Raw genomic sequence first — 12,716 nt, 5'->3', positions numbered from 1 at the left:
GGGGCGGCGGGGTCTTCGTCTGTCATGGCGTCAGTCCGTTTGCGGGTAATGCCGGGAATCGTCTATTGCCTCATATGGGTTTTGTATGCATACAAAGTCAATGCAATCGTCGACGCAAAAGTGGCTGCCGGATATCGTGGAGGCCGATGGGCCGGTGTACCTGGCGATCTGCGCCGCAATCGGGCGGGATCTCGATAGCGGGCGCCTGAATGCGGGTGAGCGGCTGCCCCCGCAGCGCGATCTGGCCGAAGCGCTCGGGGTCGATACGGGGACTGTTTCGCGCGCTTATGCGCAGGCGCGGCGATTGGGCCTGATCGACGCGGAGGGACGGCGCGGCAGCTTCGTGCGGGCGCGCGCCGTGATTGGGGACACTGCCGAAGTAACGCCGTTCGACACCGGCATGAACCTGCCGCCGATCCCGGCAGGCAGCACGTTCGCGAGCTTGTTCACGGCAACCTTGCAGGAGGTGCTGCAGGGACCGACGGCGGCAAACAGGATGCAGTATCAACCGGTAGGCGGTGCGCCTGAGGACAGGCTTGCAGGGGCGGCGTGGCTTTCCGCATCGGGCATCGCGGCAGGCGAAGACAACGTGCTGGTCACCAGCGGCGCGCAGACGGCGCTTCATGCAGTCGCCAGCGCGGTGCTGGAGCCGGGCGATGCGGTCTGCACCGGGCCGTTCGTCTATCCGGGCTGGACGGCGATCTGCCGTCGGCGCGGTATTGCCATCGTTCCGCTGGCGGTCGACGGGGAAGGCATCGACCCCGATGCTTTCGCGCGGGCCTGCGCCGCATCGCCCGTCCGCGCGATTTATCTCGTACCGGGTAATGACAATCCGACGGCAGCGACTCTCGGGCTGGAGCGCCGCCGCCGTATCGCCGAGATCGCGCGGCGACATGACGTACTCATCATCGAAGACGATCCCTATTCGCGGCTTGGGCGCAGCGCCGTTCCTTCGCTGGCCGCGCTGGCGCCCGAGCGGACATGGCACATTGCCAGCCTCTCCAAGCTGATCTCGCCGGCGCTGCGCATCGCGTACTTGCGGGCCCCTTTGCTGCGCGATGCCCTGCGGCTGGCTACGGACACGCACGAGACCACGGTGATGCCGCCGCCGCTGAACATGGCTGTTTGCACGCAGTGGCTGCGCAGCGGGGCATGGGCGCGGCTGGTGGACGAGGTGCGGCTGGAATGCGAAGCGCGTCAGGCCATCGTCGCGGCCAGTCTGCCTGCCGGGTCCTACCGCGCGGACGCGGCGGGGTATCACCTGTGGGTGCCGCTTGGTGAGGAAATATCCGCGTTCGAACTGGTGGGCGCTATGCGCTCGCTGGGTGTTTCGGTGGTGTCGAGTGAGCAGTTCCGTGTCGATCCGGCCTGCGGCGAGCGCGCGGTGCGGGTATCGATCGGGGGCAGTCTCGACCGGCAGCGGCTGGCGCGGGCGCTGGGCGTGCTGGATGCGATGCTGCACCACCGCGCGGGCCGGGCCAGCCCGCTGGTCTGAGCGTCCGGCGGCGGGTCAGTGCGGCGCTACGGCGCGGCCCTGCTGATCGCGCGAGACGGCGACGGCGATGGCCAGGTCGCCGACTACGTTGACCATAGTGCGGAACATGTCGAGCAGGCGGTCGACCCCGACGACAAGGCCGATCCCCTCGGCCGGTAGCCCGTTGAGCGCCAGCACCGCCGCCACGGTCGGTAGCGATCCGGCGGGGACGCCGATGGTGCCCATGCCCGCCAGCGCGGCCACGCCAAGGACGATACCCTGCCGGTCCAGAGAGAGGTCCATGCCGAAGAACTGGGCGATGAACAGCACTGTTACAGCGGTGTAGATCGCCGTGCCGCCCTGGTTGGCGACCGTGCCGATCCCCAGCACCAGCCGGGCGGCGCGGGGCGGCAGGTGCAGGTCGGTCTCGGCGGCTTTCAGCGCAGAGGGCAGGGTGGCGTTTGATGAGGAGGTGCAGAAAGCGATCAGCGCCGGTTCCTGCACTCCGCGCAGGAAGGCCAGCGGCGAAAGTCCCCCGCGCATCCAGACGACCGCGAAAAAGGTCAGCACCACCTGCAACAGCAGCGCCGCGATGACCACGCCGACATAGGCGCTGAGATACACCAGCAGGTGCCAGCCGAACACCAGCGTCATGTCGAACATGAAACAGGCCACCGCGACGGGGGCAAAGCGCGTCACCAGCGCCAGTACATGCATCCCGGCATCGTAGACACGCTCGCTGGTGGCCAGTACCCAGCCGGCCCGGCGCGTGCGCAGCAGGGTCAGGGCGATCCCGACAAGGAATGAGGCCAGGATCACTGCGACGATCGGCCGTTCGATGGCGGAATAGGACAGCGCCGTGGCCAGCCACCCGCGCGGGGGCAGCGGGCCGTGCGCGCTCAGCAGTTGCTGGCCGATTTCTGCCGGCACCACGTCTCCCGGGCGGAACAGGTTCGCCATGGCCAATCCGATCACTGCCGCCGAAGTCGATACTGCAACCATGTAGGCGAGCGTGGAAAGCAGGACCCGGCGCATCCCGGCGGTGTCGCGGATGCGGGCCAGAGCGCTGACGATGGCCGAAACCAGCAGGGGCACGATCAGCACGAACAGGACCAGAAGGAAGCCCTGTTCCACCGGACGCACCACCCAGCGCATCAGCAGGTCGGTAGCGGGGAGGTCGCGGGCGAACAGTCCGGCCAGGGTTCCGCCGCCCATGCCGATGGCAAAGCCGATCAGCAGGCGCACCTGCAGGAGCGGGCTAAGGCGTCGCTGCGGCGGGGCCGGACGCGAGAAAGGGGGGGATGTCAGCATCATGTGGTGGGTAGCGGGGGCGGAGCTGAAAGCATTGGGTGTCCTGTCGGCACACAGCGCGCGGCGTGTGGCCCATGACCCTGTTCCTGCGACAGAAACCCTGTCAGCAAGCTGTCATGACCGGCAGGTCTTCCACCTCGGTTTCGATTGCGATGAAATCGATGCTGGCAAGCACGCCGTGCCCCCCGGCGCCTGCGGCAAGGCGCACGTTCGCGCCCATGCGCTCGGCCAGGGCCCGCACGATCGAGAGGCCCAGCCCGCTGCCGGGCGGAGCGTTTTCACCCCGCGCGCGGTAGAAGCGTTCGAACACGCGCTCGCGGTCTTCGGGCGCGATGCCGGGGCCGTCGTCCTCGATCTCGACGCGGGCCAGCCTCTCGCGGCGCAGCACGCGAACGGTGACGGTGCCGTCCGGGCGGCCGTAGCGCACGGCGTTGTCGAACAGGTTGCCGATCATCTCGCCCGCCAGCATGGCGTGGCCGCGCGCGAGGATGGGGGCGCCGTCCTCGTCCTCGAAACCGATGTCCATGTCGCCAAGGCCGACCACGCGGTTTGCCACCAGTTCCGCCGCCACCGCCGCAAGGTCGAACCCGGCGTCGACGCCGATGCCCTGTTCCTCGGTCCGGGCCAGCGCGATGAGCTGGAGCAGCAGGCGTTCCAGCGAGATCACCGCATTGCCGATGTCCTCCAGCGCCGCCGTGCCGCGCGGAGACGATGCGCCGTAACGTTCCAGCACGTCGAGATGGACGCGCACGATCGCCAGCGGTGTGCGCATCTGGTGAGAGGCATTGGCGGTAAACTGGCTCAACGTGTCCACCGCGCGCTCGGTGCGGGCCAGCAGTTCGTTGAAGGAGCCTGCCAGCAGCCGCGCCTCACGCGGGGCGCGGTCCTCCAGCGAAAGGCGGAAATGCGGCGGCGGTTCGCGCCGGGCGCTCTCAATCTGGCCGGTCAGCGCGGCGAAGGGGCGCAGGCCCCAGGTGATCGCCCAGTAGAACAGCAGTACCGCGATCATCGCGATCAGCACCGCCGCCCCCGCCACGCGCAGGAAATAGGCCTGCTGATAGCTGTTGCGGTCGTCGATATAGTCGGCAACCTGGATGACCACGGGGTGGCCGCTGCGGTGGAGTTTGCGGATTTCGGTCGCCACCCGCACCGGCTTGCCGCCCAGCACGGCGTCGCGCAGGTATGCGGGCTGGATAACTCCTTCGGCATCGCGCCGGTCGACATAGCCATCCACCAGCGGAGTATTGCGATAAGTGCGCGGAAAACTGGCGGCGGGCACGCGGCGAATGGAGGCGCCGGGGCGCGGATCGAACTGCGGCGGCGGGATAAGCCCCGGTTCTCCGGCCATCAGCCGCGAACCATCCCAGATGCTGTAATGTGTGACCGGCGCCGAACGGCGCTGCAACAGGTGGACCGCCAGCGGTAGTAGCTCGGCGCGCACGCTATCCTTCGCGTCGATCGCGCGGCTCAACACCCGCACCGATCCTACCAGAATACGGTCCGATGTAAGCACGCTGGAGCGGTAGATCATCCAGCAGGTAATGCCGCCGAACGTCACTGCCAGCCCCAGCAGGGGAACCATTACGGCCGCCGTCAGCCGCGAGCGTAGTGACGTCATCCGGCCTCTAGCATGTAGCCCAACCCGCGAATGGTGCGGATGGTCGGCCCGCCCGGCATCAGCTTGCGGCGCAGGCGGCCCACGTAGACCTCCAGCGCATTGGGCGCGACCGCATCGGCGAAGTTGAATACCTCGGAATTCAGGCACTGCTTGGTCACGACTTTGCCGGGACGGCCCATCAGCGTTTCCAGCACCGCCATTTCGCGGCGGCGCAGGTCCAGCGTACAGCGGCCCAGTTCGACCACGCGGGTCGAGCGGTCGAGACTGAGTTCGCCGACCCGCAGTACCGGGTCCGCCGTGCCCTGACTGCGCCGGATCAGCGCCCTTACGCGCGATTCCAGTTCGCGAGGGTGGAAGGGCTTCGACAGGTAATCGTCCGCGCCCCGGTCCAGCCCGGCGATCCGGTCGCTTACGCCATCGCGCGCGGTGAGGATCAGGACCGGCGTGGCATTGCCCCCGGCGCGCAGCGACTGCAGCACTTCCAGCCCATCGATATCCGGCAGTCCCAGGTCGAGGATCACCGCGTTGTAGTTTTCGCTGGCCAGCACATCGAGCGCGTCCTCGCCCCTATCGACCACGTCCACGGCAAAGCCGCTCGCGCTCATCGAGGCTTCCATTCCGCGCGCCAGACGCTCGTCGTCTTCCACGATCAATATGCGCAACAACCCACTCCCCTAAGCACGAGTTGCAGCATCCCCATTCCATCCCGTTCCGCGCTACCCCGCGCGGCTATTTCTGTTCTGGTAGCAACATCCTGAAATGATTCGGCAGTGTCGTGTGTGAACCTGTCACCGACCTGTCATGTCGAGCAAGATTCTTTTTGCGGCGCAGCAAATCAGTGACAGCTTGGTGACAGGTGGCGCCCCTTACCCCTTGTGACGTCGGGAGAGGGAAACTCGACATCTTCAGCAGATCCAATCCCTTGCGGCGTACGAGATCGCAGGAAACCCGGCGGCATCGCTGCAGGGATCGGATCGGCTTGCAAACAGGGGGCAAGCATGGCCACTCACTTCGGTCGCGTAGCATTCTACCTTTCCGTGTCCGCAGCGGCGCTGGTTCCGGGTCTGGCGCAGGCCCAGGATATGGCGGCGCCGCAGGAAGCCGCATCCGAGGGCGTGGGCGATATCGTCGTCACCGCGCTTCGGCGCTCCACCCGCGTGCAGGATACGCCGGTCGCGATCACCGCACTGTCGGAGAAATCGCTCCAGAACCTGGGCGCGACGGGCATTGCCGATATTGCGCGGCAGGTGCCGGGTCTGAACCTGATCTCGGGCGAATCCGGGCGTACCCGCATCTCCATTCGCGGCATCCAGACGGCCGGTGAAAGCACCGTGGGCCTCTATTACGGCGAAACGCCGCTGACCGGACCGTCGGGCACCAGCTCCGACCCTTCGGGCGTCACTCCCAACCTCAACCTCTTCGACGTCGAGCGCGTCGAGGTGCTGCGCGGGCCGCAGGGCACGCTCTACGGTTCGGGGTCGATGGGCGGCACCTTGCGCGTGATCTTCAAGAAGCCCAACCTCACCGAATACGAAGGCGCCACCGAACTGGGCGCCGAGACGGTGAAGCACGGCGGCTTCGGCTATTCGCTGAAGGGCGCGGTCAACGTGCCGCTGATCAGCGACATGCTGGGCGTGCGCGCAGTGCTCTACCGCCAGCAGAACCCCGGCTATGTCGACGATCCGACGATCGGCCGCAAGGATCTCAACCGCTCTGTCCTGGAAGGCGCGCGCGTGCAGGTGGGCTTCCATCCCACCGATACCCTGCAGTTCAACCTGATGGGGATCGTGCAGACGCAGAAGTTCGGCGGTACTTCGCAGTGGGCGCCTTCGGTGGGGGAATTCATATCGCAGCAGAAGATCGCCTCTCCGGCTTACGACAAGCTGCAGGTCTATGCGCTGGACACCAAGTGGGATACCGGGATCGGCACCCTGACGCTGGCGAATTCGTTCTACCGCTGGGACGTGCGCCAGACCAACGACAACTCGGACAACTACGCCAGCATCGCCGCCTCGAACCGCTATTGCGGCCTGTTCCAGAACACCTTCGGCGGATCGGCGCTGCAACAGGGCAGCCCGGGATCGGTGGCCGGTTCCAGCACCTGCGCCGCAGGGGCGGGCGGCCTGACTTCGGCGCAGCTGCGTGCCGATTACCAGAGCTGGGCGGCCTCGCAGCAGCCCATCGGCAACTACCAGCCGCGCTTCGTGCGCAACTTCGTCAACGAGCTGCGTCTCAGCTCCAGCGGCAGCGGACCTTTGGGGTATACCCTCGGCGTGTTCCGCGAGGATCGCAACGACCGAGTGGATACGGCGGTGTTCGCGGGCGTTCCCGCCACTGGCGAAATGCAGCAGCCCTTCGTCGATCTGGGTTCGCGCTATGTCACCGACAAGGTGAAGCAGATGGCCGCTTATGGCGAGCTGAGCTACCACATCTTCGACCCGCTGACGGTCACCGTGGGCCTGCGTTACTACGACTACAAGAAGACCGTTGGCGGCATGAACCTGGGCTATAACTACTTCAACGGCCAGGTCCCCACCGCCTATTCGGAAATCACCGCAAATGCCAACGGCCTCATCAAGAAGTTCAACGCCGAGCTGAAGATCACGCCTGATATCATGGCGTATGCCACAGCATCGCAGGGCTTCCGTCCCGGCGGCGCGAACCTGACGCCGGGCATTCCGGCATCGGCGCAGACCTATGCGGCGGATTCGCTGTGGAACTACGAGATCGGCCTCAAGACCCAGTGGTTCGACCGCAAGCTGACCTTCAACGTCGACGGTTACCGGATCGACTGGAACAACCTGCAGACCTCGGTTCAGGCGACTTACGGCAACTTCTCGTACATCGGCAACGTCGGTTCCGCGCGGATCGAGGGCGTCGAGGCGGAGGCGAGCGCGGTCCCGTTGCCCGGCCTGTTCCTCAACGCCAGCTTCCACTACCTCAAGCCCCGCCTGACCGAGGACCAGATCAGCGCCGAGGTGACCGCATCGGGCCGCAAGGGCGATATCCTGCCGTTGATCCCGCGCACCACCGCCAGCGCCGGCGTGGAATACAACTTCCCCGCTTTCGGAGACTTCTCCGGCATGGTGCGTGCCGACTGGACCTACACCGGCAAGATGACCTCGCAGCTGCGTACGACCAACGTGAACTACCGCGAATTCGGCAAGTACAGCAGCGTTAACTTGCGCGCCGGCTTCCAGAAGGACAACCTGGGCGTGTTCCTTTACGTTCGCAACGTCTTCGACAAGATCGGCGTGAACACGATCTCCAGCGCCACCGGCGTGCCCGACTATTACGCAACGACTGCTCCGCGCACCGTGGGCGCCACGATTACCTCTAAGTTTTGATGAGGACTTTCGAACATGCATAGCAAGATCATGCCCGCCCTGCTGGCCGCCGCAGCTTTTACCTCCGCCGCCGCCCATGCGGCGCCCACGCCTGAGGACAAGGAAGCCGCCAGCCTCGTCGCCAGCGCCAAGTTCGCCAAGGCGCAGGCATCGCTCAAGAGCGATTACGACACGATCATCCAGGACATCATCACCCTGACCGAGATCGAGGCGCCGCCGTTCAAGGAAACCGCGCGCGGCAACGCCTATATGGCGATGCTCAAGGCGGAAGGCCTGACCGATGTGGAGATGGACGAGGTCGGCAATGTCATGGGCATGCGCAAGGGGACGGGAGGCGGTCCGCTGATCGTCGTCACCGCGCACCTCGACACGGTGTTCCCCGCAGGCACCAACGTGAAAGTGCGCCGCGAAGGCAATGGCCTTTACGCCCCCGGCATCGGCGACGATACCAGCAGCCTGCCGGTGCAGCTTGCCTTTATCCGCGCCATGAACCGCGCCGGTTTCACCACCAAGGCCGACATCCTGTTCATGGGCAACGTGGGCGAGGAAGGACCGGGCGACCTGCGCGGCACCCGCTATCTGTTCTCGAAGGGCAAGTACAAGGACAAGATCAAGTACTTCATCTCGTTCGAGCCGGGCCAGCCGGGGCGGATCACCAATGCCGGCACCGGATCGCGCCGCTACAAGGTGACCTTCAACGGACCGGGCGGCCATTCGATGGGCGATTTCGGCATCGTCAGCCCGGCCTTCGCGATGGGTAATGCCATGGTCGCGTTCGGCAAGCTCAAGGCCCCGGCGGAGCCCAAGACGGTCTACAACATCGGCATCCTCGAAGGCGGTACGTCGGTGAACTCGATCCCGTTCTCCACCGCGATGACGATCGACATGCGTTCCAATGGCAAGCCCGAACTCGATGCCGAGGAGAAGGCATTCCTGGGCCTGCTGCCCGGCGCCGTTGCAGAGGAGAACGCCGCGCGTTCCACCGCCAAGGGCAAGATCACCTATGACGCCAAGCTGATCGGTGACCGGCCGGTAGGCAGCACGCCGCAAACCGCGCGGATCATCAAGGTGGCGGGCGCCGTCGCCAAGGCTTCGGGCGTGGAGCCGAAGTACGGTGCCGGTTCGACCGACAGCAACATCCCGATGAGCCTGGGGGTGGAGGCGGTGACGCTCGGCTCCGGCTTCGAGACCTTCCGCGCCCACTCGCTGGAGGAAGGGATGAAGATGAACCCGCCTGAAGACCTCAAGAACATGGGCGTCGGCCTCGCCACCGTGCTGACCCTCGCGCAGGCGCGCTGATGCCCTCGGGGGCGGGCCCTTGCATGGCTCGCCCCCGCACTATGCTTGCCCCCCCGGATGAACAGCGTCGGCGGGCCTTTGGCCCGGCCCCCGCGTGCCAAGGAGTGATGCCATGTCCTGCCGTCCACCTCGCCGCAGCCTTCTGCTTGCCGCCACGTGCCTTTCGATCCCGCTGGGGGGAGGGGCCGCCGCCGCGCAGGACGCCCCGCCGACAAGCGCCAGCGTAACCGCGCCCGAAACGGTCGTGGGCGGCAAAGTCGGCGCCGACTACTTCCTTGCCAACTACACGAAGATTTCAAGCTGGCTGACGAAAGTGGCGTCCGAAAGCGACCGCATAAAGGTGGTCAGCATCGGCAAGACGGAGGAGGGCCGCGAACAGTACATGGCCATCGTCTCCTCGCCGGACAACATCCGCAATCTGGAGAAGTACCGCAAGATCGCCCAGCAACTGGCGCTCGCCAAGGGGCTGGACGACGATGCCGCCCACAAACTGGCGGCAGAGGGCAAGGCGATGATCTGGATGGACGCCGGCCTTCATGCCAGCGAGATCGTCAACGCGCAGAGCCACGTGCAGATCATCCACGAGATGCTCACCCGCAACGATCCCGAGACGCTGCGCCTGCTGGGCGACGATATCATGCTGTTCGTCTTCGCCAACCCGGACGGCCTGGAATTGGTGGCCGACTGGTACATGGCCAACCCGCGCAAGCTGAGCACGGATTCGATCCCGGTTCTCTACCAGAAGTACATCGGTCACGATAACAACCGTGACAGCTTCGCCTCAACCCAGGCCGAGACCACCAACATGAACCGCGCAGGCTATCGCGAGTGGTTCCCGCAGATCCTCTACAACCAGCACCAGACCGGGCCGCTGGGCGCGGTGGTGTTCATTCCGCCGTTCCGCGATCCCTACAACTTCAACAACGAGCCGCTGGTCATCAACCAGACCGACGTGGTGGGCGAAATGATGCATGCGCGCCTTGTGGCGCAGGGCAAGGGCGGTTCGGTGATGCGTTCCGGCGCGCCTTATTCGACGTGGTTCAACGGCGGCATCCGCACCATCGGCTACTTCCACAACCAGATCGGCATCCTGACCGAGATCATCGGCAATCCCACGCCGATGAAGATTCCGCTGGTGCCTGACAACCAGTTGCCCCGTCAGGACGAAGTGCTGCCGATCGCCCCGCAGGACTGGCACTTCCAGCAGTCGCTCGACTACGTGAAGGAGATGGACCGGGCGATCCTCGACTATGCCTCGCGCTACCGCGAGACGATCCAGTACAACCGCTATATCATGGGCCGTAACCAGATCGCCAAGGGCAGCCAGGACAGCTGGATCGTCACGCCCAAGCGGATCGAGGCGGTGAAGGACGAGGCGAAGAAGCTGCCGCCGCCGGGCAAGGACGAACTGGCAGGCGGATGGGGCAACGAGAAGGTCGTGCCGGCCAAGCTCTACACCTCCGTCCTCAACGCGCCCGAGAAACGCGCGCCGCGCGCCTATATCATCCCGGCCGATACCCAGGCGGACCTGCCCACCACGGTGCGCTTCCTCAATGCCCTCATCAAGACCGGCATCGAAGTGCAGCAGGCCCCGGCCGCTTTCAGCTTCGCGGGCAAGACCTACCCGGCGGGCAGCTACGTGGTGCGCAGCGATCAGGCGTTCCGCCCGCACGTCCTCGACATGTTCGAGCCGCAGGACCACCCGCAGGACTTCGCCTATGAAGGCGGCCCGCCGATCAAGCCCTACGACGTCACCGGCTATACGCTGGCGCTGCAGATGAACGTCGCCTTCGACCGCGTGCTGGATGCGCCGCCGCCCGCGTTCCCGCTGATACCCGACGTGATCGCGGCGCCGCCCGCCGGCAGGATCGTCGGCACGGGCAAGGCCGGTTACGTGGTCGATCATGCGGTCAACAACAGCTACACGCTTTCCAACCGCCTGCTGAAGGCCGGCCTGCCGGTGTTCTGGCTGAAGGCGGCAACTTCGGTGGATGGCAAGACGCTGGCTCCCGGCGCGCTATGGGTTCCCGCCTCAGCCAAGGCGGACGCGATCGTCGCGGCGGCGGTCGGCCCGCTGGGCTTCGATGCCCACGCCCTTGCCGCGCGCCCGGCGGGCGATGCGGTGGCGCTCAAGCCGGTGAAGATCGGCCTTGTCGACGTCTACGGAGGGTCGATGGCCTCGGGCTGGACGCGCTGGATCTTCGAGCAGTACGAGTTCCCCTACGAACTCGTCTACCCGCAGGCGCTGGACAAGGGTGCCCTTCGTTCCAAATACGATGTGCTGGTATTCCAGAGCGACGTGCTTGGCCGCGAGGACGGTTTATCCCGCGATCAGCCCGCCGCCGCCGATATCCCCGCAGCTTATCGCAAGATGCTGGGCAAGATCACCGAGGCGAAAACGCTGCCGCAGGTCGCCGCATTCGCCAAGGAGGGCGGCACCGTGATCGCAGTCGGCAATGCAAGCCGCATGGGTGAGACGCTGGGCCTGCCGGTCAGCAACCTGCTCGCGCCCGATGGCCCGGACGGCAAGCCGGTGCGGGTGCCTTCCACCAAGTATTACGTCCCCGGATCGGTGCTGAGCGCAAAAGTCGACAGCAGCGATCCCCTGGCCTTCGGAGTCGCACCCACGGTCAACCTGTTCTACAACAACAATCCGGTGTTCAAACTGGATGGGCCGTCCGTCCGCAAGGTCAGCTGGTTCGACAAGGACGATGCGCTCGTATCCGGCTGGGCCTGGGGGCAGAAACTGCTCAATGGCGGCGCGGGCATCGTCGAGGGCAGCCTCGGCAAGGGCCGCGTATTCCTGATGGGCCCGGAAGTGACCCAGCGCGGCCAGCCCTTCGCCACCTTCAAGTTCCTGTTCAACGGCGTCCTGCTTTCGGGCAGCGACGCCAGACCGGCCGCGCCTGCCGACTGAGCCTTTACCCTCCACCCTCCTGCGGCCCGTCAGGCTCCCGGTAACGGGATGCCCGGCGGGCCGTCGTTTCGGCATTCGTCTTGATGGGAGCACAGTGGAGGTCGTCACCGTCGCATCAATGTAAGAATACCGCACTAGGGGCCTGAAAGCGTGGCGGCTGCCCGCCCATGCTGGCTGGTATTACACATGCGGTTCCTGACTTCGAAATTCGAGCGGCGCGGGCCTGCGCTTGCGCTGCTGGCGCGCGAGGGGCGGCTGTTCGCCTATTCCTCGGGCAATTTCGGCAAGGGTCTGGTGTTTGCCGGCGCCGACCTCACCATCCTGTTCCTGCTGACCGACCTGCTGGGCCTTTCCGCCACGGCGGCAGGCACGCTGATGCTGGTGGCGGTGGCGGGAGACCTGGTGTTCGACCTGCTGGCGGCGCGGCTGGTGATCCGGCTGCGGCAGGCGGGGAGGGGTTATCGCTGGCTGGTGGTGGCCGGCGCGGTGCCGTGCGCGGCTGCCTTCGCGGTGCTTTATGCCATGCCCGCCGCCGGTGCGCGCGAGGGCTGGATGCTGGCCGCCGCGCTGCTGGTCTTTCGCGGCGCCTATGCAGTGATCGACGTGCCGCACAACGCGCTGATGGCCCAGATCACCACGGACAGCCGCGCGCGCGGCCGCGTCTCGGGCTACCGTCTGCTGTTCAGCACGGCGAGTTCGCTGGCGGTCGCCATGGTCCTAGCTCCGCTGGTACAAGGGGCAGGGCGGGAG

The 12,716-nt window shown here is 66.0% G+C and carries 8 protein-coding genes; 5 read left to right on the top strand and 3 right to left on the bottom strand.

The genetic code is table 11. The features are described 5' to 3' along the window. Positions 1-100: 100 nt before the first annotated feature. A complete protein-coding gene (locus tag GVL61_RS23995) occupies positions 101-1,495 on the top strand; it encodes a PLP-dependent aminotransferase family protein (protein ID WP_235037887.1) in 1,395 nt (464 codons plus the stop codon). A 15-nt stretch (positions 1,496-1,510) separates the two neighbouring features. Here GVL61_RS23995 and GVL61_RS23990 read toward each other — a convergent pair whose 3' ends face one another. From GVL61_RS23990 to GVL61_RS23980, 3 genes are all read right to left on the bottom strand, one after another. Then, positions 1,511-2,785 (bottom strand): dicarboxylate/amino acid:cation symporter, encoded by a 1,275-nt coding sequence (locus GVL61_RS23990; protein ID WP_159983726.1) that lies wholly within the window; start codon positions 2,783-2,785, stop codon positions 1,511-1,513. 103 nt (positions 2,786-2,888) lie between these two features. Beyond that, positions 2,889-4,403, bottom strand: a complete 1,515-nt coding sequence (locus tag GVL61_RS23985) for a sensor histidine kinase (protein WP_159983725.1) — start codon at positions 4,401-4,403, stop codon at positions 2,889-2,891. Further along, the gene (locus tag GVL61_RS23980; protein WP_159983723.1) at positions 4,400-5,065 is read right to left on the bottom strand and encodes a response regulator transcription factor; all 666 of its coding nucleotides are present in this window, start codon (positions 5,063-5,065) and stop codon (positions 4,400-4,402) included. The genes GVL61_RS23985 and GVL61_RS23980 overlap by 4 nt, the downstream gene beginning before the upstream one ends. Before the next feature lie 336 nt (positions 5,066-5,401). Between GVL61_RS23980 and GVL61_RS23975 the strand changes: the two genes are divergently transcribed. The 4 genes from GVL61_RS23975 to GVL61_RS23960 all read left to right on the top strand — a co-directional run. Beyond that, positions 5,402-7,750 (top strand): TonB-dependent receptor, encoded by a 2,349-nt coding sequence (locus GVL61_RS23975; protein WP_159983721.1) that lies wholly within the window; start codon positions 5,402-5,404, stop codon positions 7,748-7,750. A 15-nt stretch (positions 7,751-7,765) separates the two neighbouring features. Beyond that, positions 7,766-9,049 carry a M20/M25/M40 family metallo-hydrolase gene (locus GVL61_RS23970; RefSeq protein ID WP_159983719.1) on the top strand — a complete coding sequence of 428 codons (1,284 nt, stop codon included), beginning with the start codon at positions 7,766-7,768 and terminating at the stop codon, positions 9,047-9,049. A gap of 112 nt (positions 9,050-9,161) precedes the next feature. After that, complete coding sequence (locus tag GVL61_RS23965; protein WP_159983717.1) at positions 9,162-11,966, top strand: M14 metallopeptidase family protein; 2,805 nt, start codon at positions 9,162-9,164, stop codon at positions 11,964-11,966. A gap of 186 nt (positions 11,967-12,152) precedes the next feature. Continuing rightward, on the top strand, positions 12,153-12,716 hold a 564-nt coding region (locus tag GVL61_RS23960), incomplete at its 3' end, for an MFS transporter (RefSeq protein WP_200845014.1).

The organism is Novosphingobium sp. 18050 (genome assembly GCF_902706195.1).
Classification (GTDB): Bacteria; Pseudomonadota; Alphaproteobacteria; order Sphingomonadales; family Sphingomonadaceae; genus Novosphingobium.
Note: the sequence above shows the minus strand (reverse complement) of the source record. Positions and strands in the feature narration are given on the sequence as shown.

What these genes read in the sequence shown, in the direction of transcription:
- GVL61_RS23965 (WP_159983717.1), top strand. Translation starts at nt 9,162, where the DNA reads ATGTCCTGCCGTCCACCTCGCCGCAGCCTTCTGCTTGCCGCCACGTGC.
- GVL61_RS23970 (WP_159983719.1), top strand. Translation starts at nt 7,766, where the DNA reads ATGCATAGCAAGATCATGCCCGCCCTGCTGGCCGCCGCAGCTTTTACC.
- GVL61_RS23995 (WP_235037887.1), top strand. Translation starts at nt 101, where the DNA reads ATGCAATCGTCGACGCAAAAGTGGCTGCCGGATATCGTGGAGGCCGAT.
- GVL61_RS23975 (WP_159983721.1), top strand. Translation starts at nt 5,402, where the DNA reads ATGGCCACTCACTTCGGTCGCGTAGCATTCTACCTTTCCGTGTCCGCA.
- GVL61_RS23985 (WP_159983725.1), bottom strand. Translation starts at nt 4,403, where the DNA reads ATGACGTCACTACGCTCGCGGCTGACGGCGGCCGTAATGGTTCCCCTG.
- GVL61_RS23990 (WP_159983726.1), bottom strand. Translation starts at nt 2,785, where the DNA reads ATGCTGACATCCCCCCCTTTCTCGCGTCCGGCCCCGCCGCAGCGACGC.